The sequence below is a fragment of the Pseudoxanthomonas sp. z9 genome (assembly GCF_006542425.1).
Classification (GTDB): domain Bacteria; phylum Pseudomonadota; class Gammaproteobacteria; order Xanthomonadales; family Xanthomonadaceae; genus Pseudoxanthomonas_A.
In genome coordinates this window covers 367,286-393,255 of sequence record NZ_VFID01000004.1, presented here as the reverse complement: position 1 = coordinate 393,255, position 25,970 = coordinate 367,286, and the positions used below count along the sequence as shown (strand labels likewise).

Annotated in this window: 24 protein-coding genes and 2 tRNA genes; 19 read left to right on the top strand and 7 right to left on the bottom strand. The window is 64.9% G+C overall.

The features are described 5' to 3' along the window. Positions 1-21: 21 nt before the first annotated feature. Positions 22-882, bottom strand: coding sequence for a carboxylating nicotinate-nucleotide diphosphorylase (gene nadC / locus FG323_RS06370; protein WP_141453676.1), 861 nt, complete (start codon positions 880-882; stop codon positions 22-24). Beyond that, the gene (locus FG323_RS06365; RefSeq protein WP_141453675.1) at positions 879-1,148 is read right to left on the bottom strand and encodes a Trm112 family protein; all 270 of its coding nucleotides are present in this window, start codon (positions 1,146-1,148) and stop codon (positions 879-881) included. Before FG323_RS06365 ends, nadC begins: the two co-directional genes overlap by 4 nt. 57 nt (positions 1,149-1,205) lie before the next feature. Between FG323_RS06365 and purE the strand changes: the two genes are divergently transcribed. Then, positions 1,206-1,715 (top strand): 5-(carboxyamino)imidazole ribonucleotide mutase, encoded by a 510-nt coding sequence (gene purE, locus FG323_RS06360; protein ID WP_141453674.1) that lies wholly within the window; start codon positions 1,206-1,208, stop codon positions 1,713-1,715. Beyond that, on the top strand, positions 1,712-2,854 hold the full coding sequence (locus FG323_RS06355; RefSeq protein ID WP_141453673.1) for a 5-(carboxyamino)imidazole ribonucleotide synthase: 1,143 nt from the start codon (positions 1,712-1,714) through the stop codon (positions 2,852-2,854). Before purE ends, FG323_RS06355 begins: the two co-directional genes overlap by 4 nt. 78 nt (positions 2,855-2,932) lie before the next feature. Here the strand turns inward: FG323_RS06355 and sodB are convergent, their stop codons facing one another. Beyond that, positions 2,933-3,511 (bottom strand): superoxide dismutase [Fe], encoded by a 579-nt coding sequence (gene sodB / locus FG323_RS06350; RefSeq protein ID WP_141453672.1) that lies wholly within the window; start codon positions 3,509-3,511, stop codon positions 2,933-2,935. A 152-nt stretch (positions 3,512-3,663) separates the two neighbouring features. On the opposite strand from sodB, the gene grxD reads away from it, so the two are divergent. The 5 genes from grxD to ppnN all read left to right on the top strand — a co-directional run bounded on the left by grxD (position 3,664) and on the right by ppnN (position 10,330). Continuing rightward, positions 3,664-3,984 carry a Grx4 family monothiol glutaredoxin gene (gene grxD, locus FG323_RS06345; protein WP_141453796.1) on the top strand — a complete coding sequence of 107 codons (321 nt, stop codon included), beginning with the start codon at positions 3,664-3,666 and terminating at the stop codon, positions 3,982-3,984. 10 nt (positions 3,985-3,994) lie between these two features. Next, a complete protein-coding gene (locus FG323_RS06340; RefSeq protein WP_141453671.1) occupies positions 3,995-4,741 on the top strand; it encodes an SDR family NAD(P)-dependent oxidoreductase in 747 nt (248 codons plus the stop codon). Next, entirely contained in the window at positions 4,738-5,337 is a 600-nt protein-coding gene (locus FG323_RS06335) for a YhgN family NAAT transporter (protein WP_141453670.1), read from the top strand. The genes FG323_RS06340 and FG323_RS06335 overlap by 4 nt, the downstream gene beginning before the upstream one ends. A gap of 246 nt (positions 5,338-5,583) precedes the next feature. Continuing rightward, entirely contained in the window at positions 5,584-8,820 is a 3,237-nt protein-coding gene (locus FG323_RS06330; protein ID WP_141453795.1) for a carboxypeptidase regulatory-like domain-containing protein, read from the top strand. Positions 8,821-8,947: 127 nt separating this feature from the next. Next, entirely contained in the window at positions 8,948-10,330 is a 1,383-nt protein-coding gene (ppnN, locus tag FG323_RS06325) for a nucleotide 5'-monophosphate nucleosidase PpnN (RefSeq protein ID WP_141453669.1), read from the top strand. Here ppnN and FG323_RS06320 read toward each other — a convergent pair. Continuing rightward, the gene (locus FG323_RS06320; RefSeq protein WP_255470066.1) at positions 10,312-11,346 is read right to left on the bottom strand and encodes a histidine kinase; all 1,035 of its coding nucleotides are present in this window, start codon (positions 11,344-11,346) and stop codon (positions 10,312-10,314) included. The genes ppnN and FG323_RS06320 overlap by 19 nt on opposite strands. Positions 11,347-11,548: 202 nt before the next feature. On the opposite strand from FG323_RS06320, the gene FG323_RS06315 reads away from it, so the two are divergent. The 6 genes from FG323_RS06315 to FG323_RS06285 are packed head-to-tail and all read left to right on the top strand — an operon-like array spanning position 11,549 to position 18,394. Then, entirely contained in the window at positions 11,549-12,109 is a 561-nt protein-coding gene (locus tag FG323_RS06315) for a GspH/FimT family pseudopilin (protein WP_141453667.1), read from the top strand. 13 nt (positions 12,110-12,122) lie between these two features. Then, positions 12,123-12,581, top strand: coding sequence for a type IV pilus modification protein PilV (pilV, locus tag FG323_RS06310; protein ID WP_141453666.1), 459 nt, complete (start codon positions 12,123-12,125; stop codon positions 12,579-12,581). Further along, the gene (locus FG323_RS06305) at positions 12,578-13,585 is read left to right on the top strand and encodes a PilW family protein (RefSeq protein ID WP_141453665.1); all 1,008 of its coding nucleotides are present in this window, start codon (positions 12,578-12,580) and stop codon (positions 13,583-13,585) included. The genes pilV and FG323_RS06305 overlap by 4 nt, the downstream gene beginning before the upstream one ends. Further along, positions 13,582-14,118: a PilX N-terminal domain-containing pilus assembly protein gene (locus tag FG323_RS06300; RefSeq protein WP_141453664.1), complete on the top strand. Its 537-nt coding sequence runs from the start codon at positions 13,582-13,584 to the stop codon at positions 14,116-14,118. Before FG323_RS06305 ends, FG323_RS06300 begins: the two co-directional genes overlap by 4 nt. Positions 14,119-14,132: 14 nt before the next feature. Further along, a complete protein-coding gene (locus FG323_RS06290; RefSeq protein WP_249889921.1) occupies positions 14,133-17,966 on the top strand; it encodes a PilC/PilY family type IV pilus protein in 3,834 nt (1,277 codons plus the stop codon). 5 nt (positions 17,967-17,971) lie between these two features. Beyond that, positions 17,972-18,394, top strand: a complete 423-nt coding sequence (locus tag FG323_RS06285) for a type IV pilin protein (protein ID WP_141453663.1) — start codon at positions 17,972-17,974, stop codon at positions 18,392-18,394. Positions 18,395-18,468: 74 nt separating this feature from the next. Here the strand turns inward: FG323_RS06285 and FG323_RS06280 are convergent. After that, positions 18,469-18,545: transfer RNA gene (locus FG323_RS06280), tRNA-Asn, on the bottom strand. A gap of 59 nt (positions 18,546-18,604) precedes the next feature. Further along, entirely contained in the window at positions 18,605-19,174 is a 570-nt protein-coding gene (locus FG323_RS06275) for a GspH/FimT family pseudopilin (RefSeq protein WP_181444100.1), read from the bottom strand. 152 nt (positions 19,175-19,326) lie between these two features. On the opposite strand from FG323_RS06275, the gene uvrB reads away from it, so the two are divergent. From uvrB to infC, 4 genes are all read left to right on the top strand, one after another. Continuing rightward, the gene (uvrB, locus tag FG323_RS06270) at positions 19,327-21,342 is read left to right on the top strand and encodes an excinuclease ABC subunit UvrB (protein WP_141453661.1); all 2,016 of its coding nucleotides are present in this window, start codon (positions 19,327-19,329) and stop codon (positions 21,340-21,342) included. A 163-nt stretch (positions 21,343-21,505) separates the two neighbouring features. Next, positions 21,506-21,580, top strand: a tRNA-Val gene (locus FG323_RS06265). Positions 21,581-21,853: 273 nt separating this feature from the next. Continuing rightward, complete coding sequence (gene thrS / locus FG323_RS06260; RefSeq protein WP_141453660.1) at positions 21,854-23,752, top strand: threonine--tRNA ligase; 1,899 nt, start codon at positions 21,854-21,856, stop codon at positions 23,750-23,752. A gap of 26 nt (positions 23,753-23,778) precedes the next feature. After that, a complete protein-coding gene (gene infC / locus FG323_RS06255) occupies positions 23,779-24,327 on the top strand; it encodes a translation initiation factor IF-3 (RefSeq protein WP_141453659.1) in 549 nt (182 codons plus the stop codon). Positions 24,328-24,451: 124 nt separating this feature from the next. Here infC and lepB read toward each other — a convergent pair whose 3' ends face one another. Beyond that, a complete protein-coding gene (gene lepB / locus FG323_RS06250; protein WP_255470062.1) occupies positions 24,452-25,078 on the bottom strand; it encodes a signal peptidase I in 627 nt (208 codons plus the stop codon). 306 nt (positions 25,079-25,384) lie between these two features. On the opposite strand from lepB, the gene rpmI reads away from it, so the two are divergent. Together rpmI and rplT are read left to right on the top strand one after the other, a co-directional pair. Further along, on the top strand, positions 25,385-25,582 hold the full coding sequence (gene rpmI / locus FG323_RS06245) for a 50S ribosomal protein L35 (protein ID WP_141453658.1): 198 nt from the start codon (positions 25,385-25,387) through the stop codon (positions 25,580-25,582). A gap of 10 nt (positions 25,583-25,592) precedes the next feature. Further along, the gene (gene rplT / locus FG323_RS06240) at positions 25,593-25,952 is read left to right on the top strand and encodes a 50S ribosomal protein L20 (RefSeq protein WP_141453657.1); all 360 of its coding nucleotides are present in this window, start codon (positions 25,593-25,595) and stop codon (positions 25,950-25,952) included. Positions 25,953-25,970: the final 18 nt, after the last annotated feature.

Sequence of the window (25,970 nt, the reverse complement as noted above, 5' to 3'; positions counted from 1 at the left end):
GGGAGACGGAACCGGCGGGAACTAGTCGCGGTCGCCCGGCGGCGGACCGAGCTTGAGCGACAGGTCGATGGCGCGGACGTGCTTGGTCAGCCCGCCGATGGAGATGCAGTCGACGCCGTCCTCGGCGATGGCGCGCAGCGTGCCCATGTCCACGCCGCCGGAAACCTCCAGCGGAATGCGGCCGGCGGCGATGCGTACCGCTTCCCGTCGTGTTGGCGCGTCGAAATCGTCGATGAGGATGCGGTCGCAACCTTCGCGCAGTGCTTCTTGCAGTTGCACCAGCGTTTCCACTTCCACGATCAAAGGCAGGCCGGGCCGCGCTTCCCGCGCCGCGCGGATGGCGCCGCCGAGCGAGCCGTAGGCACGGATGTGGTTCTCCTTCAGCATCACCGCGTCGTACAGGCCGATCCGGTGATTGTGCCCGCCGCCACAGCGCACCGCGTACTTCTGCGCCAGCCGCAGGCCGGGCAGGGTCTTGCGGGTATCGAGGATCCTGGCGCGGGTCCCCGCCACCGCCTCGACATGGCGCGCGGTCGCGGTGGCGGTGCCGGACAGGGTCTGCAGGAAATTCAGCGAGGTCCGCTCCGCGGTGACGAGCGCGCGCGAATGGCCTTGCAGGGTGGCGAGCACGGTGCCGGCGGTGATGCGATCGCCCTCGGCCACGCGCCAGTCGATCCGCACCAGCGGGTCGAGCATGCGGTGGGTGGCGTCGAACCACGGGCGTCCGGCGATGACGCCATCCTCCTTGCACAGCAGGTAGGCGCCGTCGGGACGGTCCGGCAGCAGCGCGGCGGTGACGTCGCCGTCGCCGACATCCTCGGCCAGCGCGCGGCGCACGTCGCCTTCGACGACCTCGGCGGGAGGCGGCTGCAGGTCGCTCATCGTGCGGGGAAATCCGCCAACTGCGAGGTGGCGATGGCCTCCTCGGCCAGCAATACCGGAATGCCGTCGTCGACCCGGTAGAGCGTCCGTCGATCCTGGGTGACCAGCGCTTCGCGCAGCGCCTCGGCCTGGGGCGAACCGTCCACGCGGGTCACCCCGCCCGCGGCGATCGCGCGGTTGGCCGCGTCCAGCCCACGGCCGTCGAGCAGCGACAGGGACTGGCGGGTGGTGGGGCAGCAGAGGATGTCCAGCAGTTTGCGGTCCATGGGTCCAACGTCGTTCGGCAAGGAGGGTAGAATACGTCTTTGCGACAGAGGACGGCCATGACCGCCACCGTTGACAGCCCCGTCGTGGGCATCGTGATGGGTTCCCGTTCGGATTGGGAAACCATGCAGAATGCCGCCCAGAAGCTCGACGCGCTGGGCGTGCCCTACGAGGTGAAGGTGGTGTCCGCGCACCGGACCCCGGACGTGCTGTTCTCCTACGCCGAAACCGCCGGGCCGCGCGGCCTGCGCGCGATCATCGCCGGCGCCGGCGGCGCCGCCCATCTGCCGGGCATGCTGGCCTCCAAGACGGCCGTGCCGGTGCTGGGCGTGCCGGTGCAGTCCAAGGCGCTGAACGGCATGGACTCATTGCTGTCGATCGTGCAGATGCCGGCGGGCATCCCGGTCGCCACGTTCGCGATCGGCAGTGCCGGCGCGTCCAACGCGGCGTTGTTCGCCGCGGCCTTGCTGTCTCCCGAATACCCCGCGATCAGCGCCGCGCTGGCGACGTTCCGCGCACGCCAGACCGACGACGTGATGGCGCACGACGATCCGCGCCTGCCGGCATGACCACGGTCGGTATCCTCGGCGGCGGGCAACTGGCCCGCATGCTCGCCCTTTCCGGCGCTCCCCTGGGCCTGCGTTTCCTGGTGATGGACACCGAGGCCGACGCCTGCGCCGGCCAGTTCGCGCCGCTGCTGGTGGGCGACTACCGCGACGAGGCCGCACTGGCGGAGTTCGCCGGCAAGGTCGATGTCGCCACCTTCGATTTCGAGAACGTGCCGGCCGAAAGCGCCGAATGGCTGTCCGCGCGGGTGCCGGTGTTCCCCAACCCGCGCGCGCTGGCGACCGCGCAGGATCGCCTGGCGGAGAAGACGCTGTTCCGCGAACTGGATATCCCGGTACCTGATTTCGCGCCGGTCTCCAATCGCGCGGAACTGGACGCCGCGCTTGCCAGCGTCGGCGTGCCATGCATCCTCAAGACCCGCAGGCTGGGTTATGACGGCAAGGGCCAGTTCCGCATCCGTGCGCTGGCCGATGCCGACGCGGCATGGGAAGCATTGGGTGCACAGGCGGCCAAGGTTGGCCTGATCGTGGAAGCGTTCGTGCCGTTCGAACGTGAACTGTCGGTGGTCGCGGTGCGCGGCCGCGACGGTGAATTCCGCACTTGGCCGCTGACCGAGAACTGGCACGTCGACGGCGTGCTGTCGGCGAGCCTGGCGCCGGCGCGGGCCGATGACGCGATCGCCAGGACCGCGGTCGATTACGCGCGCCGCCTGGCCGAACGCACCGACTACGTGGGTGTGTTCGCACTGGAACTGTTCTATCGCGACGGCCAGTTGCTCGCCAACGAGATGGCGCCGCGCGTGCACAATTCCGGCCACTGGACCATCGAGGGCGCGGAAACCTCGCAGTTCCAGAACCACCTGCGCGCGGTGCTCGGGCTGCCGCTGGGCGAGACGCGCATGCTCGGGCATGCGTGCATGCTCAACTGGATCGGGCAGATGCCGGATGCGCTGGCGCTGCTGGGCGAACCGGGCGGTCATTGGCACGACTACGGCAAGCTGCCGCGTGCCGGCCGCAAGGTCGGGCACGCCACCGTGCGCGCCGATGACGTGGTGGAACTGGCGCAGGCGCTGGAACGCGCAGGCCGCGCGCTGGGCCGCGAGGCGCAGGTGGCGCCGGTCATCGAACGCCTGCGCGGCTGAGCGCGGGCTCGGTGCCCTAAACGCAGAAGGCCGGGGCATGCCCCGGCCTTCCGTGTACGCAACGGGCGAAACCCGGACTCAGCGCAGGTTGCCGGCCACGAAGTCCCAGTTCACCAGCGCCCAGAACGATTCCACGTACTTCGGACGCGCGTTGCGGTAGTCGATGTAGTAGGCGTGTTCCCACACGTCGATGGTCAGCAGCGGCTTGTCCTCGCCGGTCAGCGGGGTGGCGGCGTTGGAGGTGCTGGCCAGGGCCAGCGAGCCGTCCGGACGCTGCACCAGCCAACCCCAGCCGGAGCCGAAGGTGCCGATGGCGGTCTTGGTGAACTCTTCCTTGAACTTGGCGAAATCGCCGAAGGCCTTGTTGATCAGCTCGGCCAGCTTGCCGGTCGGCTCGCCGCCGCCATTGGGCTTCAGGCAGTTCCAGTAGAAGGTGTGGTTCCAGATCTGGGCCGCGTTGTTGAACATGCCGCCCTGGGACTTGCGCACGATCTCTTCCAGCGAAAGATCGGCGAACTCGGTGCCTTCGATCAGCTTGTTGAGGTTGTCCACATAGGTCTTGTGATGCTTGCCGTAGTGGTAGTCGATGGTTTCGCCGGAAATGTGCGGCTCGAGCGCCGTACGGTCGTAGGGCAGGGGGGGCAGTTCGATGGCCATGGCTGGGATCCTTGCGCTAGGCGGTGGAAGGGGGGCGTCGGCAGGGCGGCGCACGGGGGCTTACAATGGCGTTCCCGATGGACGCGTCCGTCGGGACGGGCGGAAGTGTACCCGACACCGGTTGGGTTACCGTAAAAGCAGGAGAAAACAGCATGCCGGTGATGGAACGCATCCAGGCCGAAGTCGAAAGCCATCCGATCGTCCTCTTCATGAAGGGCACGCCGGAATTTCCCATGTGCGGCTTTTCCAGCCGCGCCGTGCAGGCGTTGCGCGATGCCGGCGCCGAGCAGCTTTACACCATCAACGTGCTGGAGGAGCCGGAAATCCGCGCCAACCTCCCGCGCTTCTCCAACTGGCCGACGTTCCCGCAGCTGTTCATCCAGGGCGAACTGATCGGTGGCTGCGACATCACGCTGGAACTGCACGAGTCCGGCGAGTTGCGGCGCATCGTCGCCGAAGCCCTGTCGCAGTGAGGCCAGGTCCGTGAGCCTCATCGATCTGCCGACCCGCGCCGTGCGCGCGCTGGACAACCGCGTGGTGCTGATCAGCGGCGCACACGGTGGCCTGGGCGCCGCCGCGGCGCTGGCCTGCGCCGAAGCGGGCGCGACCCTGGTGCTGCTGGGACGCAAGGTGCCCAAGTTGAACCGCGTCTATGACGTGGTGGCGCAGGCGGGGCAGGAGCCCCTGTTGTATCCGCTGGATCTGGAAGGCGCCTCGCCCGACGATTACGCCGAACTGGTCGACCGCCTGTACGCGGAACTGGGGCGGCTGGATGGCGTCCTGCACTGCGCTGCCGAGTTCCGCGGCCTGACCCCGCTGGAACACACGGATCCGGCGGCGTTCGCGCGCGCCCTCCATGTCAACCTGACCGCCCCGTGGTGGCTGTCGCAGGCCTGCCTGCCGCTGCTCAAGCGGTCCGATGACGCTGCGCTGGTGTTCGCCATGGATGACCTGTCGCGGGTGGGGCAACCCTACTGGGGCGGCTACGGCGTGGCCCAGCACGGCCTGGCCGGTCTGGTGGGCATGCTGTCGGCCGAACTGGCGGGCGGACCGGTCAGGGTCTCCGGCCTGCAGCCCGGGCCGATGAGCACCGGCCTGCGCTCGCGCGCCTATGCCGACGACAGCGACGGCCAGGCCTGTGACCCGGCCCGCTACGGGGCCGCATGTGTCACATTGCTGTCATCCGCGGGCGCCGAACACCGGGGCCGCGTCTGGACCGTCCGGGCATGACCATTCTTTCGGCCGCGCTGCTGCTGTTCCTGATTCTGGATCCGCTGGGCAACATCCCGGTGTTCCTGAGCGTGCTCAAGCCGCTGACGCCGAAGCGCCAGCGGATCGTGCTGGCGCGCGAGCTGCTGATCGCGCTGGTCGTGCTGATGCTGTTCCTCTGGGGCGGCAAGTACGCCCTGGAGCTGATGCATCTGCGGCAGGAATCCGTGGCCATCGCCGGCGGCATCGTCCTGTTCCTGATCGGCATCCGCATGATCTTTCCCCGCCCGGAAGGCCTGATGGGGGAAATTCCCGGCGGCGAGCCCTTCATCGTGCCCCTGGCCATTCCGTTGGTAGCCGGCCCCTCGGGCATGGCCGCGGTCATGCTGATGGGCAGCAACGAGCCCGCCCGCCTGGCCGACTGGAGCCTGGCCCTGATCCTGGCGTGGGGCGCTACCGCCGCCATCCTGTTCTCGGCAACGCTGCTCTACAAATGGCTGGGCCGAAGCGTCCTGACCGCCGTCGAACGCCTGATGGGCATGCTGCTGGTGGCCATTTCCGTGCAGATGTTCCTGGACGGGATCGGCACCTACCTGAAGCTGCCGGTCAATATCTGAGACGGGTCGGGTAAAAAGTGCTGCAGCGCGGAATTTTTGTCACGCGGCGGTCACAAAATGGTCCTATCGTGTTAACCTGTTATTAACCAACGCGGCCATTCCGCGTAGGCTCAGGGAACCCCAGAAATGCCCCCCACGACCCGCCGAGAGGCGGGCCGCCTGCGCGTCCGCATTTAGCCAGCCAGTTTCGCAACGCCAATTCCCGTACCGAGGCTCACACTCATGAATCAATCCCGTTGTTTCCGGATGTCCAAGCTCACCCTTGGCCTCGTCGCCGCGCTCGCGGCCGCGCCGGTCTTCGCCCAGAGCACCTCCGCCGGTGTCGGCGGTGTGGTTACCGGCGCCGATGGCCAGCCCGTCACCGGTGCCGAAGTGGTCATCACCCACGTCGAATCCGGCACGACCAGCCGCGTCACCACCGACGCCAGCGGCCGCTACAGCGCCCGCGGCCTGCGCGTGGGCGGCCCGTACCAGATCACCGTGACCAAGTCCGGTTCCGGTACCAAGACCGAAGACAACGTCTACCTGAACCTCAACCAGGTCAACACGGTCAACGCCGCGCTGACCGGCGATGCCACCACCACCCTCGAGACCGTCACCGCGGTCGGCGTGGCCGGCGGCTCGGAAGTGTTCAGCGCCACCAAGATGGGCACCGGTTCCAACATCAACCGCGACAGCATCGAAGCGCTGCCGTCGGCCAACCGCAACATCCAGGACTACATCCGCCTGGATCCGCGCATTTCGCAGGTCAGCAAGGCGGACGGCGCGATCTCCGCCGGCGGCCAGAACACCCGCTACAACGCCATCCGCATCGACGGCGTCAGCGTCGCCGACCCGTTCGGCCTGGAATCCAACAACCTGCCGACCGAGCGCCAGCCGGTCTCGATGGACGCCATCGAGGAAATCAACATCGATCTGGCCAACTACGACGTGACCATCGTCGGCGGCACCGGCGCGGTGATCAACGCGGTCACCAAGTCGGGTACCAATGAATTCCACGGCACCGTCTACGGCACCTACCGCGACAAGAGCTGGGTGCGCGAGGAACTGGAAGGCGTCAAGTTCAACGGCTTCGACGACGAAATGACCTACGGCGCCACCTTCGGCGGCCCGATCGTCAAGGACAAGCTGTTCTTCTTCGCCAACTACGAGAAGTACGAGCGCAGCGCGCCGGGCACCAGCCTGACCAACACCCCGTACGGCACCGGCAACATCACCGATGCCGACATCGCCGACCTCGTCTCGGCGGCCAATGGCCATGGCATCAGCGCGGGCGGCTTCTCGCTGCCGGGCACCAACAAGACCGAGATCGAAGAGTACGCGCTGAAGCTGGACTGGAACATCAACGAAAACCATCGCGCCGCCCTGCGTTACAGCAAGCTGGAGCAGAGCGTCCTGCGCTTCCCGGAAATCGACAACAACAGCGTCTCGCTGAGCAGCTTCTGGTACGCGCTGCCGAAGACCTTCGAAAGCTACGTCGGTGAATTGTTCAGCGACTGGAACGAGAATTTCTCCACCGAGTTCAAGGTCGGCTACAAGGACTACTCGGCGGTGCGCAGCACCTTCTCGAACCTGCCGCAGATCGAAGTCCGCGGTTTTGGATCCAACGGCCAGTCGTCGGTGTTCCTGGGCACCGAGATCAACAGCCACGTCAACATCATCGAGACCAAGGAAACAACCGCTTTCGGTGCGGCCAACTGGTACATCGGTGACCACACCGTGAAGTTCGGCTTCGACTACTCGAAGAACGACATCCTGAACTTCTACGGCCGCGCAGTGAACGGCGTCTACACCTTTGCCGATATCGACGCCTTCCGCGCCGGCACGCCGAACAACTACCAGATCCGCGCTCCGCGTCCGGGTGGCAGCATCAACGACATCCCGGCCGAGTACACCCTGAAGAACGTCGGCCTGTTCGCGCAGGACACCTGGGCGGTCAACTACAACCTGACCCTGACCTTCGGCCTGCGCGTCGATATCCCGGACTTCAGCGACCAGCGCCTGTACAACCCGCTGATCGAGCAGACCTACGGCTACGACAACACCCAGACGGTCGACGACAAGCTGGTGCAGCCGCGCTTCGGCTTCAACTACACCTTCGACAGCGACCGTCCGACCCAGCTGCGCGGTGGCGTGGGCCTGTTCGGTGGCGCCGCCCCGAACGTGTGGCTGGCCGGCACCTACCAGAACACCGGCCTGAACTACGTCGAGTACAGCTGCTCCGGTGATCAGGCTCCGGTGTTCTCGCCGAGCCCGGCGCCGAACATCCCGGATAACTGCCTGGCCGGCAACGCGCGCGCCAACGTCGACATCGTCGAGCCCGGCCTGAAGCTGCCGTCGGTGTGGAAGGCGAACATCGCCCTGGATCACGAACTGCCGTGGTACGGCATTGTCGCGTCGGCCGAGTTGCTGTTCACCAAGGTCAACGACGGCATCGTGGTGGACCGCCTGGACATGTACAACGCCGCCGGCCAAGGCCCGACCGCCTACGGTCAGGATGGTCGTCCGATCTTCTGGGACGCCAACGGTCTGAACCCTGCCAATGCCCATGCCACCCGTGGCATCGTGTACGGCACCAACAACGTCAATCCCAAGGCCAACCGCCCGGCCGGCATCGGCGATGTGATGCTCCTGCGCAACACCGACGAGGGCAAGAGCCGCCAGTACACCTTCGGCCTGAACAAGCCGATGCTCAACGACTGGTCCTGGTCGCTGGCGTACACCTACACCAAGGCGACCGAAGTCAGCCCGTTGACCAGCTCGCAAAACACCTCGAACTGGGGCAGCACCCTGATCGGTGCGGTCAACGGCGATACCGCGTGGGACTCGCGCTATGCCATCCGCGATCGCATCACCGGTACCGTGGAGTGGAAGCACCAGTTCTTCGGTGACTATGACACCCGCATCGGCCTGTTCTACGAAGGCCGCACCGGTCGTCCGTACAGCTACATCTACTACAACGATCTGAACGGCGACAGCAATCCGACCACCAGCACCAGCAACGCCGGTCTGTTCAACGACCTGTTCTACGTGCCGGCGGCCCCGGGCGACGTGCTGTTCACCGGTGGCGCCCAGATGGAGCAGGCGTTCTTCGACTGGTTGAGCCAGAACCCGGAACTGCAGAAGTACCGCGGCCAGATCGCGCCGGCCAATGCGTTCCGCGCCAAGTGGGTCAACAGCTTCGACGTGCGCTTCAGCCAGGAACTGCCGGGCTTCATGAAGGGCCACAAGACCGAGCTGTCGCTGGACATCATGAACATCGGCAACCTGCTGAACAAGAAGTGGGGCCTGATCGACGACTACGGCTTCAACTCGACCCGTCGCGTGGCCAGCTATGCCGGTATCGACCCGGCCACCGGCAAGTACGTCTACCACTTCAGCGGCAGCACCGACAGCTCGCAGATCCAGGAAAACAACAACGACAAGGGCAACACCGGTGTGTCGCGCTGGTCGGTCATGTTGGGCCTGAAGTACAAGTTCTAAGCCGCAAGGCCAGGGAACACCAGAAACGGCCGGGGCAACCCGGCCGTTTTTTATGGGAATGCCTTGAGCGCGGGACTGCGCTAAAGTCATCGGGTCATGACACGAAAAAACGACGGGAAACAAGCATATGAGTGAAGCGCCATCACGGGCGTTGCCGGTACAGAACGCGCAGATCCACCCCCGCGGGGCGCTGGATGTGCTGTCCCGGGCCGAAGTGGCCCGCCTGCGCGACGCTTCGGCGGGCGGCATGCACGACCTGCTGCGCCGCTGCGCGCTGGCCGTCCTGACCAGCGGCAGCGCGTCGGACGACCCGCGCGCCGCCCGCGACCTGTACCCGGATTTCGACATCCAGGTGCTGCAGCAGGACCGTGGCGTCCGCATCGATCTGTTCAATGCGCCGGCGATGGCTTTCGTCGACGGCGAAATCATCCGGGGCGTGGCCGAACTGCTGTTCGCGGTGGTTCGCGACCTGGCCTACACCGCCATCGAGTTGGGGCCGGATTGCAAGGACGACCTGGACACCTCCTCGGGCATCACCAACGCGGTGTTCGGGCTGCTGCGCAACGCGCGCATCCTGCGCCCGGCCGACCCGAACCTGGTGGTGTGCTGGGGCGGCCACTCGATCTCGCGTGACGAGTACCTGTACACCAAGCAGGTCGGCTACGAGTTGGGCCTGCGCGGGCTGGACATCTGCACCGGCTGCGGCCCGGGCGCGATGAAGGGACCGATGAAGGGCGCCACCATCGCCCATGCCAAGCAGCGCCGCCGCACCACGCGCTACATCGGCATCACCGAGCCGGGCATCATCGCCGCGGAATCGCCGAATCCAATCGTCAACCACCTGGTGATCATGCCGGACATCGAGAAGCGCCTGGAGGCGTTCGTCCGCATCGGCCACGGCATCATCGTGTTCCCCGGCGGCGTCGGCACCGCCGAGGAAATCCTCTATCTGCTGGGTATCCTGCTGCGGGAAGAGAACGCCGAACTGCCGTTCCCGCTGATCCTGACCGGTCCCACCATCGCCGCGCCGTACTTCGAGCAGATCGACCAATTCATCCGCCTGACCCTGGGCGAGGAAGCGACCAAGCGCTATGAGATCATCATCGGCGATCCGGTTGCGGTGGCGAAGAAGATGGGCGCCGGCATCCGCAAGGTGCGCGAGTACCGCATCCAGCAGAAGGACTCGTTCTTCTTCAACTGGGCGGTGGACATCCCGGGCGATTTCCAGCAGCCGTTCGTGCCCAGCCATGAAGCCATGGCCGCGCTGGACCTGCACCACGGCCGTCCGGCGCACGCGCTGGCGGCGGACCTGCGCCGCGCGTTCTCCGGCATCGTCGCCGGCAACGTCAAGGAAGACGGCATGCGCCGGATCGAGGAGTTCGGTCCGTTCGAAATCCATGGCGACGCCGACATGATGCAGGCGCTGGATGGTTTGCTGCGGGCCTTCGTCGAGCAGCGCCGGATGAAGATCGCCGGCGAGTACAAGCCCTGCTACCGGGTGCTGACCTGAGATTCTGCCCGTTCGGCATGCCTGGATAATGGATCGTCGTCGGCTCGTCTGGGAGCCGGCAGGCGGATGACGGCGATGTAGGTCCCGTTTTCCTGGTGAGTCTGCAACTGTCCCTGGCCCTCGGTCAGGGCCTGCAGGCGCGCATGGACCGAAGTCTGTCCGACCTGATGACCGATGCTTGCGGCTGGGCGGGGGGGCAGGGTATTGCGGACCTCGATGTCTATCCACCGCTCGGAGACGTCCAGGCCCACCCAGATCGTGCCGCCGGCGGGGTCAGGCTCGATGCCGTGGCGGATGGCGTTTTCCGCCAGCGGCTGGACGGAAAGTGTGGGAATCAATACGTCGGGAATGGTGTCTGGCAATCGCCAATGGATGGTCAGGCGTTCGCGAAAGCGCAGGCTTTCAATCTCCAGATAGCGTCTTGTTAGCGCGAACTCTTCGGCAAGCGGAATTTCACGCGGGCCCGCTAGTGCCGCGCGGAACAGATCGGCCAGATCGAGCAGGACGCGTTCGGCATCCTCCGGACGCTGGTGGATCAACGCAGCGCCTGTATTGAGCGTGTTGAACAGGAAGTGCGGCCGGATGCGTGCCTGCAGCGCTTCCAGTTCGGATTGCTTGGCCTTGACCGCCAGCTGCCGGGTGCGCCAGTGGTTCTGGAACGCCGCCAGACCCAGCAATCCGACCACCACTGCGATGCCGGTCAGCCGCAGGAACATCATCATCCAGTGATCGGGTGCGGTCGGCACAAGGCTGCGCTGGAGCAGCCAGAGCAATCCGCCAATCAACCAGGTCGCGAGCACCAGCAGCAGCAGCGAGCACCAGGCGATATAGGGAGGACGAACGCCCGCCAGTCGATGGCGCAGCAGATACAGGCAGCCGAGCGTGGTCAGCAGGACCCATTGCACGATCAACGACGCCAGGCCGAAGAACACCCAGCGTCCCCCGTCTATCACGTTCGGGGCCAGTGCCAGCACGGCGGCGAGGCCTTCACCCGCAAGGACCACCCAGATGATCACGGGGGCCTGCCAGAGGGAGTCCAGGGGGGAAGGTTTCACAGGCGGGTTCCGCATGACGACCTGGCCATGATGCCTCGTGCCCGGAACCGATGGCAGTCCTGCCGCTCACTCCCCCTGCGGGCCCGCCCATCAGTTCCCGACTGGACGGTCCACGCGGCGGGTGCCTATATGGCGCCTGCGCTCACTTGGGGAAGCAAGCGTAATGCGTGCAAGCAGCAGCCGTCGTCCAGTCATCCTAGCGCTGCGCGGGTTCCGTGCCGCGCGGGGATTTAGTCTGATCGAGCTCCTGGTCACCATGGCGGTACTGGCCATCCTGGCGGCCATGGCCTATCCCAGCCTGATCGGGGTGGTCAATGGCAATCGCCTGACGACCCAGGCGAACGAACTGGTCACCGCCCTGCAATTGGCGCGGGCCGAGGCGATTCGCCGAAACGCGCGGGTGACGGTCTGCGGCAGTGCCGATGGCCAGACCTGCCTGGCAGCGGCCGCGCAATGGAGCAGTTGGCTGACCGTCGTCGACAGCGATGGCGCCGTGTTGCGTACCGGTGCAGTCAAGGGACCACTGGAGATTACCGGTGACGCCACCGGCGTGACCTTCCGCGCCGACGGCCTGGCCCACGCCGCGGACGGTAGCCTGGCCAACAATACTTTCACCGTCTGCATCGCCAGCGAGCATCCTGAGGACAACCAGCGCCAGGTGCAACTGGCGGGCGGTAGCCGCGTCTCGACCGCCCGCGTGAACGGCGGCGGCGAATGTCCCTGATGACGAGTCCCGTATGAAAAAGACCTCCCAGCCACTTTCCCCACGCCTGCAATACGGCGCCAGCCTGATTGAGGTACTGGTGGCCGTCCTGATCATGGGTGTCGGCCTGCTCGGCATTGCCGCCATGCAGTCCACCGCATTGCGCAATAGCCAGAGTTCGCTGGAGCGCAGCCAGGCGGTCATCCAGACCTACGCCATTCTCGATGCGATGCGCGCCAATCGCGCCGCCGCCATTGCTGGTGCCTACGACATGGAACGGACCTGCGACGCCCCCACGGGAGCCAGCCTGGTCGACTACGACCGCCGCGAATGGATCAACTCCATGGAAGCTGCCATGGGCGATGCAGCCTGCGGAACGATCAATTGCCCTGCGGGTGGCACCTGCACGATCACGGTCGACTGGGACGACAGTCGCGGCACCGCCATTAGCGGTGCGACTACCCGCAGCGTAACCACGACGACCCTGCTATGAAGCCAAATCCCGCATTCCTTCAGCATACGCGCCAGCTCGGCCTGACCCTGGTCGAATTGCTGATTGCCATGGTCCTGGGCCTGATGATCATCGCTGTCGCGGGCACCATCTTCTTCTCCAACAAGCAGACCTACCAGGCGACCCAGAATCTGGGCGCGATGCAGGAGAACGCGCGCACGGCTTTCGAGCTGATGTCCCGCGATGTTCGCGAGGCCGCGGGCAATCCCTGCGTCAACAACGCGCCGGTTGCCAACGTCATCACCAATGCCGCGACCCGCTGGTGGACCAATCTGAACGCATGGGGCGACGCCATCCGCGGATTCGCGTCCGACGAAGCATTTCCGGACGCGGGCTTCGGCACCGGTACGGGCCAACGGCTGAATGGCACCGCCGCGCTGCAATTGTTTTCGGGTGATGACACCGTCGCCACCATCAGCGCGCACAGTACCTCCGCGTCGCAATTCACCCTCAATACCGCCGCCAGCGGTTTTGCCGCGGGCGATCTGCTGGTTGCCTGCAATTCGCGTCAGGCCTCGATTTTCCAGGCCAGTTCGGCTTCCGGTGCGACCATTGGCCATGCCGCTGGTGGCGCGCCGGGCAACTGCAGCGCCAATCTGGGCCTGATCGCCGTAGGCGACGCGTGCAGTTCGCGCCAGCCGTTCCAGTACGCCGCACCGAACTCTGTCATGGTGAAACTGCATGCCACGCGTTGGTTCATCGCCAACAATGCCAGCGGTGAGCCGTCGTTGTACCAGAGCAGATTGACACCCACCGGCGTGGCGACCTCGGAAGTCGCCAGCGGCGTCAGCAACATGGAAATCCGTTATCTGGTCCGTGACACCAGTGAGTACCAGACCGCCAACGATGTCGGCGGCGCCTGGGCCAACGTGATCGCCGCGCGCATCGAACTGACGCTGACCGGCGAAGACAATGCCGGCACCGACAATCAGCCGCTGGAGCGCACGTTGGTGCAGGTTGCCAGCTTGAGGAATCGCAATCCATGAAACCTCTCCATCCCTGCCGTTCCGCCCATGGGCAGCGTGGCGTGTCGCTGCTCATCGTATTGATCCTGCTGCTGATCATGACCCTGCTCGGCCTGGCGGCGATGCGCGGCACCCTGCTGGAAGAACGCATGACCGCCAACATGCTGGATCGCAGCTTGGCATTCCAGGCAGCCGAAGCGGCCTTGCGCGAGGGTGAGACCATCGCGGGGGCCGCAGCTACCCGCGCGGCGGTGCCGTCGGCCGGCTGCAGCAACGGCATCTGTTCGCTGCCGGATGCGAGCCAGACGGATCGCTGGCTGACCGAAGGATTCAATGGCTGGCGCGATGGCGCCACCGACGTGGGCGAGCTGGGGGTCACGCCGGAATTCTTCATCGAATACATGGGTGATGCACCAACCTGGCCAGGTTGCGACCTGGTGGACGAGAGCAACCGGTCGCCGTTGTGCCTGCGTCCACGCTATCGAATCACCGCACGCAGCGAGGCGGCCGATCGCGCCACCGTGCTGTTGCAGACCAATTTCATTGCCCAGTGAGTGGGGCGGACATCATGAAGACTTCCCCGATCAGACTCCTTCACAAGCGCGTGGCGAACCAGCTGGCGCCGGCGACCTGCGCTTTCCTGGCGACCTTGCTGGCATTGCCGGTCAACGCGGGCATCACCCTGCCCACCGACCCGCTGACCACCGCCAGCCGGGTACCGCCGAACATCCTGTTCATCCTCGATGACTCGGGATCGATGGAATGGCGTTACATGTACAACCCGGACATCACCTCGATCAGTGGCGGCGGTATCTCCAGCCAGGCCACCGGCGACAACACCAGCAGTAACAGTTCCTACGGAACGACCTCGACCAGCAACAGCGCCATCTACGACCAGAACTACGTCACCAACACGCTGTACTACAACCCCAAGATCGATTACCAGCCCTGGCTCGATTCCACTGGAACGCCGCTGACAGTCGGCACTTCGTACGACCGGGCGGAAAGCGACGACGTCTACGTGACCAACACGGCGGCGGGCACGATCAGCGGGGTGACGAACCTGAGCAACAATACGCAGACGTTCTATGTGCCCAAGGCCAACGCCACCAGCCTGAGTGACGCCACCCAGTACTATCGCTACCAGATCCGAAGCGGGACCACCGGCCGTATCGTCCAGAGCGAACGGCTGCAGTACTCGTCGGAAACGACGACGGTGACGGAGACTCTAGCCAACAATGTAGGTGCCTCGACGAACAATTACGCGCCGAGCGGCACCACGAGCTATACCTTCACCCTGCCAGCCAATGCCTCCAACCTCACCATCTTCACGGATGGCGGGACCTGCAACAGTGGCCAATGCGCAAACCTGTACGTCCGTCGTGAAAACCACCCCACGACCAGCAACACCAATAACGGCTGCAGTTCCGCCAGCAATGGCAACGTGGAGAGCTGCTCGCCAAGCAGCACATCCGCCGGGAGCACCTACTACGTCCGCCTCTACGCTCGGACTGCTTTCAGCGGCGTTAGAATCCGGTACAGCTACCAGCTGACCACCAACAACAACGGCACGGAAGACGTCGGTTGCGATACCAGCACCAGCGGCTGGGGCTGGCGCAACTGCGTGTACCTCACGCCGCTGAATGGCGCAGGCGCACGTCGCACAGAGGACAACGAGAAGATCAACTTCGCCACCTGGTACTCCTACTACCGCACTCGGACCAAGGCCGCGAAAGGGGGAGCCGCGACGGCTTTCAACGATCTGGGCAATGACGTGCGTGTCGGTTTCCGTACGATCCATGGGCGCAATGGCAGTGACACTACCGACAACAGCCCGACCCAGACGGTTCCGATTCCCGTTTATTTCAACCAGGGCCTGTTTGACAACCCGAACGGCATCGGTGGTACCAACAACAACCGCGCGCGCTGGTACAACCGCCTGTTTTCGGCGACGGCCAATTCGGGTACGCCGCTACGCACCGCGCTCAACGCGGCCGGCCTGTATTTCTCCAACGCGGATTCGGCGGGACCCTATGGTCCGGAAGCCGGGAGCGACCAGCTTGCATGCCGTCAGAACTTCACCATCCTCACGACCGACGGCTACTGGAATGACAGCTTCAACTCGGTCGGTAACCAGGACGGTGCCGATGGCGAGGAGATCCAGGGCCCGGGCGGCAGGAGCTACACGTACGAGCATGGCCGCCCGTATACGGACAGCGCGAGCAACACGCTGGCCGACGTCGCGATGAAGTATTGGAAGACCGATCTGCGCGGTGGCGACGGCGGCCTGGACAACATCGTCCCCAGCACCAATGCCAACCCGGCGTTCTGGCAGCACATGGTGACCTTCGGCATTTCGATCGGCCTGAAGGGTACGCTCGATCCCAATACGTCGCTGCCGGGCATCACGGCGGGCACCGTCAGTTGGCCGACGCCCTCGTCCAACAACCTGCGTACCATCGACGATCTTTACCATGCGTCGGTCAACGGGCATGGGCGGTTCCTCGCCGCCAGCAACCCGAGCGAGTTCGCGACCGGCCTGCGGGCCGCGCTGGCCACGGTTACCGAACGCACCGGCTCGTTCTCCAACGTGGCAGCGAACTCGTCCTCGCTGGAAACCGATACCCTGCTGTTCAAGGCAAGCTACGTATCGGGCGTTTGGACCGGCGAATTGTCCGCCTATGCCCGCCAGGACGGAGGCGAGTTCGCCGCTGAAGCCACCTGGAATGCGTCGCAGGGCATTCCCGCGTCCAATCGCAGGGTGTTCAGTTCAAACGGAACCGAAGGACTGGTGTTCCCTTCCGAAGCCACCTCCACGCAACTGGCGGCGCTGACGCGTACGGGCACCAACAACTTCCCCGTATCGGGCGCGGACAATGCGGCCTACCTCGCGGGCACCCGAAACCTGGAGATGAATCATACCGGTGGCACGCTGCGCATCCGCAATCATCTGCTCGGCGACATCGTCACGTCTTCTCCCGCCTACGTGAAAGACACCAACACGCTGTATGTCGGCGCCAACGACGGCATGCTGCACGCGATCGATGCCAGCAATGGCGCTGAACTGTTTGGTTTCATTCCCAATGGCATCAACTGGACAAATCTGGGCAGCCTCAGCCGGCCGGACTACGGTCATCGGTACTTCGTGGACGGCCCCATCGTCGTATCCAACCGCCAGCAGACCCCGGATGCGAACATCCTGGTAGGTGCCTTGGGCAAGGGTGGAAAGGGCCTGTTCGCGCTTGATGTGTCCAACCCGGAGAGCTTCGATTCCGATCACTTCAAATGGGAGGTGACCGGTGATGATGACGCGGCCACCACGACGGACAACAATGTGGGCCTGGTACAGGGCAAGCCGTTCATCGCCAAGCTCAACAACGACGTCACCGCGGTCATCGTCGGCAACGGCATCAACAGCACCAACGGACGCGCGGTCCTGCAGATCTACAACCTGGACACGGGCGAGCTGATCCGCGAATTGGACACCGGTGTCGGTTCCGCGGTCACCGACCACGCGGATTCCAATGGTCTGTCCGCGCCGGTGGGTTGGAATCGCGACGGCAACGACACTTATGACTATGTGTATGCCGGCGACATGCTGGGTAATGTCTGGAAGTTCGATTTGACGTCCGACAGCCCTTCGAGCTGGGGGGTCGCCAACAGCGGCAGCCCGCTGTTCACGGCAACCAACGGAACGGTACGGCAGCCGATCACCGGTGGCATGACCGTGGCGATGCACCCCACCACGTACAAGACCTGGGTGTTCTTCGGTACCGGCCGTTTCCTTACCTCGGGCGACGTCAGCAGCGAGGCGGTGCAAGCCATATACGGCGTCATCGACAGCGGTACCACCGTTGCCAAGAGTGCGCTGACCGCGCGGGCCATCGAACTGGTCGAGCAGGATGGACAGCGGTTCCGGGCGTTCGAGCAGCATGGCAACCTGCCAAACACGTCGAGCGGCTGGTACGTCAATCTGACCGAGCCGGCACCAACCGGCGCCATCGGCGAGCGTATCGTCACCAGTCCGCAGATGGATGGCAGCGTGCTCGAGTTCAGCAGCATCATTCCCACCGCCGATGCTTGCCAACCTGATGGTCGTGGCTATGTGAATGCGCTGGATGCGTTCACCGGCACCAGCACCCGGACACCATACTTCGATGCGGACGGCGACGGCCAGTTCAGCGATGACACGCTGGGCGGCGGTGGCGGCGATGGTGAACCCCCCGCACGTTCCATTGGTTCGGTGGACCTGGGCGTGGGCATGGTGACCCAGGCAACCATGTTCAGCGGCACGCCAGGCAAGGTGTGCGCGGCAGGCTCATCCGGCTCGATGGGGTGCGTGGACAAGGATGAATTCAGAAACGTGGGTCGCGTCTCGTGGCGCGAAGTGATAAGGAACTAGCCAGAATGAATCGTCGCTTGGATGTTTCTTCCCAACAGGGTTTCTCGCTACTGGAACTCATGGTGGTGGTCGCAGTCATCGCCATCCTGTCGGCGATTGCCTATTCCAGTTACACCGATCAGGTGGTGCGTTCACGGCGCGCGGCAGGTGCGGCCTGTCTCCAGGAGCGTGCACAGTTCATGGAGCGGTATTACACGACGAACCTGAGCTATGCGGGTGCCCCCAATCCACCTGCGTGCGACGCGGAGGTATCTCCGTTCTACCAAGTCAGTTTCGTTGCGGACCCGACTGCTACGGCATTCACGTTGCAAGCTGTGCCACAAGGTGCACAAGCTGAGCGCGATACACAATGCGGTACTCTCACGCTGGATCAGCAGGGTAGCCGCGGTACCAGCAATGAGGATACCCCTGCGTCTGAATGTTGGTAGGTAATAAAGAGAAACACCTGTTTGCGGCCAGAATGCAAAAAGCCCATGCATCGCTGCATGGGCTTTTTGGAATCTGGCGCCCGAAGTTGGACTCGAACCAACGACCCCCTGATTAACAGTCAAGTGCTCTAACCGGCTGAGCTATTCGGGCGGGGTCCGCTATTGTAATCAGGCACCCGGGAGCGGGGCAAGTCTCCCGGCCTGGCGGGCTCAGGGCCGGCAATTCTCGCCACTGCCGCTGCGGCGGCTGCGCGCGCGGCCCGCGTTGTTGACGATGACTTCCGTCATCAGGCGTTCCTGCAGGCAGATCCGGACGGTCAGGTTGCTGCCCGTGCTCATGCCGTTCGCCAGGTAGCGCAGCTGTGGCCGTCCGGAAGAGGAGCGGATCCTGAAAGCATCCGGAAGCGACACCGCCTCGTGACGCAGCAGGTCTTCCGGCAGGTTGGGCTGGCGGTCGCCATCCGGGTCGAAAAACATCAGCCAGCCGTGGCTCCAGTCGCCGTCCTGGCGGCAGCCACTGTCGGGACCATTCGAAGGACAGACGGCGGTGATCCTGCGGTGACTGATGGCGGTCAGGCGGGCGCTGGCGAAGTGCGACAGCAGCAGGTTGCGCGCCGCGTCGGCGCGCCATTGCTGGGTCATCTGCAGGTACGAGGGCAGGCCCACGCCAAGGAGCAGACAGGCGATGGCCATGGTGGTTGCGAGCTCCAGCAAGGTCACCCCTCGCTGCGAACGGCCCGTATCGGGCGGGAAGGCGATATCGGTGCGCGTCCGGCGCATGGGGTCTCCTGACATCCGTGCAAGGGTTGTTCAGGTTTGTCCAGGCGCGGATCGCGTGCCATCGGACGGTGCCGTGAGGGCGAGTAGGAAATCTCCCCGGCGTCGGTCATCGCCGGATGGCTATACTCAGCGATCGCTTTCGGGACACCCCCATGACCGACCGCTTCCAACTCGTTTCGCCTTATTCCCCGGCCGGCGATCAGCCCCTGGCCATCCGCAAGCTCGTGGAGAACTTCGAATCCGGCCTCGCCAAGCAGACCCTGCTGGGCGTGACCGGTTCCGGCAAGACCTACACCGTCGCCAACGTGGTCCAGGAAGTGCAGAAACCGACCTTAGTGATGGCGCCGAACAAGACCCTGGCGGCGCAGCTGTATGGCGAGTTCAAGTCGTTCTTCCCGCACAACGCGGTGGAATATTTCGTCAGCTACTACGACTATTACCAGCCCGAGGCCTACGTACCGTCGTCGGATACCTTCATCGAGAAGGACAGCTCGATCAACGAGCACATCGAGCAGATGCGGTTGTCGGCGACCAAGGCGCTGCTGTCGCGTCCGGACGCGCTGGTGGTGGCCACGGTCTCGGCGATCTACGGCCTGGGCGCGCCCGAGGACTACCTGTCGCTGCGCCTGATCCTGTCGCTGGGCGAGCACATGGACCAGCGTCAGCTGATCAAGCACCTGACCGAGCTGCAATACACCCGCAACGAGTACGAACTGCAGCGCGGCACCTTCCGGGTGCGGGGCGAGGTCATCGACGTGCATCCGGCCGAAAGCGACAGCGAGGCGCTGCGCATCGAACTGTTCGACGGCGACGTGGAGAACCTGACCCTGTTCGACCCGCTGACCGGCGAGACCCTGCGCAAGCTGCAGCGCTATACGGTTTATCCGAAGACCCACTACGCGACCACCCGCGACCGCGTCCTGACCGCCATCGACACCATCAAGATCGAGCTGAAGGAGCGGTTGGAGCTGCTGTACGCGCAGAACAAGCTGGTCGAGGCCCAGCGTCTGGCCCAGCGCACCCAGTTCGACCTGGAGATGATGGCCGAGGTCGGCTATTGCTCGGGCATCGAGAACTATTCCCGCCACCTGACCGGAAAGGCGCCCGGTGAGCCGCCGCCGACCCTGTTCGACTACCTGCCGGCGGATGCACTGCTGGTCATCGACGAGTCGCATGTGACCATTCCGCAGATCGGCGCGATGTACAAGGGCGATCGCTCGCGCAAGGAAACCCTGGTCGAGTTCGGTTTCCGCCTGCCGTCGGCACTGGACAACCGACCGCTGCGGTTCGAGGAGTGGGAAGAGCGCTCGCCGCGCAGCATCTACGTGTCGGCCACCCCGGGCCCCTACGAACTGCGCGAATCCAATGGCGAAATCGTCGAACTGGTCGTGCGCCCGACCGGCCTGGTCGACCCGGAGGTGGAAATCCGCCCGGTCGGCACCCAGGTCGACGACCTGCTGTCGGAGATCAACCTGCGCGTCTCCTGGGGTGACCGGGTGCTGGTCACCACCCTGACCAAGCGCATGGCCGAGAACCTCACCGAATATCTCGGCGAGCATGGCGTGAAGGTGCGCTACCTGCACTCGGACGTGGACACGGTGGAGCGGGTGGAAATCATCCGCGACCTGCGCCTGGGCAAGTTCGACGTGCTGGTCGGCATCAACCTGCTGCGCGAGGGCCTGGACATGCCCGAGGTGTCGCTGGTGGCGATCCTGGATGCCGACAAGGAGGGCTTCCTGCGCTCGACCGGCTCGCTGATCCAGACCATCGGCCGCGCAGCCCGCAACCTGCGCGGCAAGGCCATCCTGTATGCCGACAAGATGACCCGCTCCATGCAGGCGGCGATCGACGAGACCAGTCGCCGCCGGGAAAAGCAGCTGGAGTACAACGTCGAGCACGGCATCACCCCAAAATCGGTGGCCAAGCCCATCGTCGACATCCTCGAGGGCGCCCGTACCGAGGTGTCCGAGGCCAAATCGGGGCGCGGCAAGCGCAGGGTGGCCGAGGAAAGGAGCGAGTACGCCGTCCTGGATCCGGCCCAGGCAGCGGCCCGGATCAAGGCGCTGGAGCAGCAGATGTACCAGCACGCCCGTGATCTGGAGTTCGAGGACGCCGCCCGCCTGCGCGACGAGATCCGCAAGCTCAAGGAGGCCAGCCTGGCCGGGTGAGCGGGGTTTTGTACCCGCCAGCCGCGCATTGCGGCCGACCCCGGCCCCCGGCACTGCCGGGCCGCGCCGAAGCGGCGCGGGCGTTTCGCGCGATCCGGTGAAGACATGGTTGTCGGCGCACCGGTTTCCGGGCTAGAATTCGCGCCCCTGCAAAGGGCAGACCGGGCGGTTAGCTCAGCGGTAGAGCACTACCTTGACATGGTAGGGGTCACAGGTTCGAACCCTGTACCGCCCACCACGCTTCCAGAGCGTGGAATTCAAGTTTCCCTTTGCGCGCCACTCCGACATCACGAGGTGGCCCGCGGAAACGCTGGCCGAGCGTGCGACATGAGCACTACCACCGCCTGAATCCGGTACTGCCCGAGGCACTGCATCCTGTAGGCGCCCTCGTGGCGCTTTTTTGTTGCTTGCGCAACGGGATTGGGGAGTCGGGATTGGGGATTCGATAGCCGAATCCTCCCGCTTCCGCCAAATCCCGAATCCCAGAATCCCGAATCCCGGCTTTCAACCCATGATCACGATCACGCTTCCCGACGGCAGCAGCCGCCAGTTCGAACAACCTGTTTCCGTCATGCAGGTGGCCCAGTCCATCGGCGCCGGCCTGGCCAAGGCGACCCTGGCCGGCGCGGTCGACGGCCGTCTGGTCGACGCCGGCGACGTCATCGATCACGACGCCAGCCTGCGCATCATCACCCCCAAGGACGAGGAAGGCCTGGAGATCATCCGTCACTCCTGCGCGCACCTGGTCGGCCACGCAGTCAAGCAGCTGTATCCGGAAGTGAAGATGGTCATCGGCCCGGTCATCGCCGAAGGCTTCTACTACGACATCTACAGCGAACGCCCGTTCACGCCGGAAGACATGGCCGCGATCGAGCAGCGCATGCAGGACCTGATCGCGCAGGACTACGACGTCATCAAGAAAATGACGCCGCGCGAGGAGGTCATCCAGGTCTTCAAGTCGCGCGGCGAGGACTACAAGCTGCGCCTGATCGACGACATGCCGGAAGAAAAGGCGATGGGCCTGTACTACCACCAGGAGTACGTGGACATGTGCCGCGGCCCGCACGTGCCCAACACGCGCTTCCTGAAGGCGTTCAAGCTCACCCGCATCTCCGGCGCCTACTGGCGCGGCGACGCCAAGAACGAGCAGCTGCAGCGTATCTATGGCACGGCCTGGGCCGACAAGAAGCAGCTCGACGCCTACATCACCCGGATGGAGGAAGCCGAGAAGCGCGACCACCGCCGCATCGGCAAGCAGCAGAACCTGTTCCACCTGCAGGAAGAGGCGCCTGGCCTGGTGTTCTGGCACCCGAAGGGTTGGGCCATCTGGCAGGTGGTCGAGCAGTACATGCGCAAGGTCTATCGCGACAGCGGCTACGGCGAAGTGCGCTGCCCGCAGATCCTGGACGTGTCGCTGTGGCAGAAGTCGGGTCACTGGGACAACTACCAGGAGAACATGTTCTTCACCGAGTCGGAGAAGCGCACGTACGCGGTCAAGCCGATGAATTGCCCGGGCCATGTCCAGGTGTTCAACCAGGGCCTGCACAGCTACCGCGACCTGCCAATCCGCTATGGCGAGTTCGGCTCCTGCCACCGCAACGAGCCGTCCGGCGCCCTGCACGGCATCCTGCGCGTGCGCGGCTTCACCCAGGACGACGGCCACGTCTTCTGCACGGAAGAGCAGATCGAGTCCGAAGTGACCGCCTTCCACCAGCAGGCGCTGGCGGTCTACCGGCATTTCGGCTTCGACGAGATCCAGATCAAGATCGCCCTGCGGCCGGAGAAGCGTCTGGGCGACGACGCCACCTGGGACAAGGCCGAGGACGCCCTGCGGGCGGCCCTGCGCAACTGCGGGGTGGAGTGGAAGGAACTGCCGGGCGAGGGCGCCTTCTATGGCCCCAAGATCGAGTACCACCTCAAGGACGCGATCGGCCGGACCTGGCAGCTGGGCACGATGCAGGTGGATTTCATGATGCCGGGACGGCTGGGCGCCGAGTACGTGGACGAGAACAGCCAGCGCCGCCATCCGGTCATGCTGCACCGCGCCATCGTGGGGTCCATGGAGCGCTTCATCGGCATCCTGATCGAGCACCACGCCGGGGCCTTCCCAGCCTGGCTGTCCCCCCAGCAGGCCGTCGTGATGAACATTACCGACGCCCAGGCCGATTATGTGGACGAGGTCCGGAAAACCCTTGCAAATCAAGGCTTCCGGGTGACGGCCGATTTGCGGAACGAAAAAATCGGCTTTAAGATCCGCGAGCACACCCTGCAGCGGGTCCCGTACCTGCTCGTGGTCGGAGACCGCGAGAAGGAAAATGGCGCCGTTGCCGTGCGCACGCGTTCAGGTGAGGATTTGGGCACAATGTCCGTGGCCGACTTCGCCGAGCGCCTGCGCAGCGAGGGCGCGTAAAGGGTCCGGCCCCGGTTGGGGCCGGCATGATTCTCTCTGGAGACCGCAACATCAGCACCCCTGACAACAAGCAAAACCGCAAGAACCACGAAATCCGCGTGCCGCGCGTACGCGTGATCGGTTCCGATGGCGAAATGATCGGCGTGCTCACGCGCGACGAGGCATTGTCGATGGCCGAGGAAGAAGGCCTGGATCTGGTCGAGATCCAGCCCAATGCCGAACCGCCCGTCTGCAAGATCATGGACTTCGGCAAGTTCAAGTTCGAGCAGCAGAAGAAGGCGAACGAGGCCAAGAAGAAGCAGAAGCAGGTCGAGATCAAGGAACTCAAGTTCCGGCCGGTCACCGACGAAGGCGACTACCAGATCAAGATGCGCAACATCCGCCGCTTCCTGGAAGAGGGCGACAAGGTCAAGGTCAACATCCGCTTCCGTGGCCGCGAGATGAGCCACCAGGAACTGGGACGTGAAATGGCCGCGCGCATCGAGGCCGAACTGGGCGACGAGATCGTCATCGAATCGCGTCCGCGCCTGGAAGGCCGGCAGATGGTGATGATGATCGCTCCCAAGAAGAAGTGACCTTCCGCGCCGTGGGCGCGAAGGACATGCCGTCGTTTCCTTCTCCCATACGTGGAGAAGGAGAAAAGAGCGCCGCAAGGCGCTCTTCTCGTTTCCGTGGCGGAAGTGCGGCGGAGGCGCGTTGCTACAGCTGCCGCCAGCCGAATCCGTCGCCACGGCGGTAATACACCGCCACCGCGCGGCCATAGACCTTGTCGGCGTCGACGAAGCCGAAGAAGCGGCCATCGAGACTGTTGCCGCGGTGATCGCCAAGTACCAGCAGCTTGCCAGCCGGCACCACCATGCCGTGGATGTCGGGGCCGCCGCCAAGATCGAGATCGAGGCGGGCGGCGCGGGTGCCGAAATCCTCACGGGGCATGGCGCCGTCGAGCCGCAGCGGGCGGCCGTTGATGCTCAGATGGCCGTCCCGCAGGTCCACGCGGTCACCGGCCACCGCCGCCACGCGCTTGATCAGGCGCGTGCCGTCCGCCGGGGAGTCGAACACGGCCACGTCGCCGCGCTGCGGAGTACCCGCCGCGGCCAGCAGCGTGTGCGAGGTGAACGGCAGGCGCAGGCCATAGGCGCGCATGTCCACCACCACCCGGTCGCCCGGTTGCAGGGTCGGCTGCATCGACCCGCTGGGTACGCTGTAGTGGTTGGCCAGGGTGTCGCGGGCGGCAAGGAGCAGGCCGAGCATGGCCAGCACAGGCAGGGCTTCCTTCTTCAGCCAGGCCAGGGCGCGAGGGCCCGGCGTTCGGGGGACGGTCTGCAAGATGGCCGCTCCAGGGATGAGGCCGGCTTGGACCGGCCGCCGGGCGGCGAGTTCCTGCACGCGCGGGTGCGGAACCGGCAGGTGGCGCGGGCCGAAGGCGCGGCCGAACCCGCTGATTTGCAAGGGAAACCAAGTCCCGGCATAATGTGCGGCCCGGTTCTCCGGGATTGGCTGCTCGCAGCCCAGGACCCGCCGTTTATTCCATTTGGAATCAATGGCTTACAAGCCGACTGGGGCATGGATGGAAAGCGTGGCACGAGGTGCCGCCGCCCAGGTCAGTGACATAAACCCATCAAGGACATCGCAATGCCCAAGATCAAGACCCACCGGGCGGCGGCCAAGCGTTTCCGCAAGACCGCCTCCGGCAAGTACAAGGCTGGCCACGCCAACCGTAGCCACATCCTCACCAAGAAAGCGACCAAGCGTAAGCGTGGCCTGCGTGCGACGAACATCGTTCGCGCCGAGGACAGCAGCCGTCTGGACCGCATGCTTCCCTACCTCTGAGGACTGAACCATGGCACGAGTTAAGCGTGGCGTGATGGCGCGTCGCCGTCACAAGAAAGTCCTCCACCTGGCCAAGGGCTACTACAACGCCCGTCGCAAGGTGTTCCGCGTCGCCAAGCAGGCGGTCATCAAGGCGCAGCAGTACGCCTACATCGGCCGCAAGCAGAAGAAGCGCAACTTCCGTTCGCTGTGGATCACCCGCATCAACGCGGCGGCCCGCATCAACGGCCTGAGCTACAGCCGCTTCATGAACGGCCTGCAGAAGGCCGGCATCACCCTGGACCGCAAGGTGCTGGCGGACATCGCCGTGCACGATGCGACGGGTTTTGCGGCCCTGGCTGAAAAGGCAAAGGGCGCACTCGCAGCCTAAGCTGCGATCTCCACCGTA

Bases quoted from the DNA above. Each gene is read 5' to 3' on its own strand.
- nadC (WP_141453676.1), bottom strand. From the start codon at position 882: ATGAGCGACCTGCAGCCGCCTCCCGCCGAGGTCGTCGAAGGCGACGTG.
- FG323_RS06365 (WP_141453675.1), bottom strand. From the start codon at position 1,148: ATGGACCGCAAACTGCTGGACATCCTCTGCTGCCCCACCACCCGCCAG.
- purE (WP_141453674.1), top strand. From the start codon at position 1,206: ATGACCGCCACCGTTGACAGCCCCGTCGTGGGCATCGTGATGGGTTCC.
- FG323_RS06355 (WP_141453673.1), top strand. From the start codon at position 1,712: ATGACCACGGTCGGTATCCTCGGCGGCGGGCAACTGGCCCGCATGCTC.
- sodB (WP_141453672.1), bottom strand. From the start codon at position 3,511: ATGGCCATCGAACTGCCCCCCCTGCCCTACGACCGTACGGCGCTCGAG.
- grxD (WP_141453796.1), top strand. From the start codon at position 3,664: ATGCCGGTGATGGAACGCATCCAGGCCGAAGTCGAAAGCCATCCGATC.
- FG323_RS06335 (WP_141453670.1), top strand. From the start codon at position 4,738: ATGACCATTCTTTCGGCCGCGCTGCTGCTGTTCCTGATTCTGGATCCG.
- FG323_RS06330 (WP_141453795.1), top strand. From the start codon at position 5,584: ATGTCCAAGCTCACCCTTGGCCTCGTCGCCGCGCTCGCGGCCGCGCCG.
- ppnN (WP_141453669.1), top strand. From the start codon at position 8,948: ATGAGTGAAGCGCCATCACGGGCGTTGCCGGTACAGAACGCGCAGATC.
- FG323_RS06315 (WP_141453667.1), top strand. From the start codon at position 11,549: ATGCGTGCAAGCAGCAGCCGTCGTCCAGTCATCCTAGCGCTGCGCGGG.
- pilV (WP_141453666.1), top strand. From the start codon at position 12,123: ATGAAAAAGACCTCCCAGCCACTTTCCCCACGCCTGCAATACGGCGCC.
- FG323_RS06305 (WP_141453665.1), top strand. From the start codon at position 12,578: ATGAAGCCAAATCCCGCATTCCTTCAGCATACGCGCCAGCTCGGCCTG.
- FG323_RS06300 (WP_141453664.1), top strand. From the start codon at position 13,582: ATGAAACCTCTCCATCCCTGCCGTTCCGCCCATGGGCAGCGTGGCGTG.
- FG323_RS06290 (WP_249889921.1), top strand. From the start codon at position 14,133: ATGAAGACTTCCCCGATCAGACTCCTTCACAAGCGCGTGGCGAACCAG.
- FG323_RS06285 (WP_141453663.1), top strand. From the start codon at position 17,972: ATGAATCGTCGCTTGGATGTTTCTTCCCAACAGGGTTTCTCGCTACTG.
- FG323_RS06275 (WP_181444100.1), bottom strand. From the start codon at position 19,174: ATGCGCCGGACGCGCACCGATATCGCCTTCCCGCCCGATACGGGCCGT.
- uvrB (WP_141453661.1), top strand. From the start codon at position 19,327: ATGACCGACCGCTTCCAACTCGTTTCGCCTTATTCCCCGGCCGGCGAT.
- thrS (WP_141453660.1), top strand. From the start codon at position 21,854: ATGATCACGATCACGCTTCCCGACGGCAGCAGCCGCCAGTTCGAACAA.
- infC (WP_141453659.1), top strand. From the start codon at position 23,779: ATGATTCTCTCTGGAGACCGCAACATCAGCACCCCTGACAACAAGCAA.
- rpmI (WP_141453658.1), top strand. From the start codon at position 25,385: ATGCCCAAGATCAAGACCCACCGGGCGGCGGCCAAGCGTTTCCGCAAG.
- rplT (WP_141453657.1), top strand. From the start codon at position 25,593: ATGGCACGAGTTAAGCGTGGCGTGATGGCGCGTCGCCGTCACAAGAAA.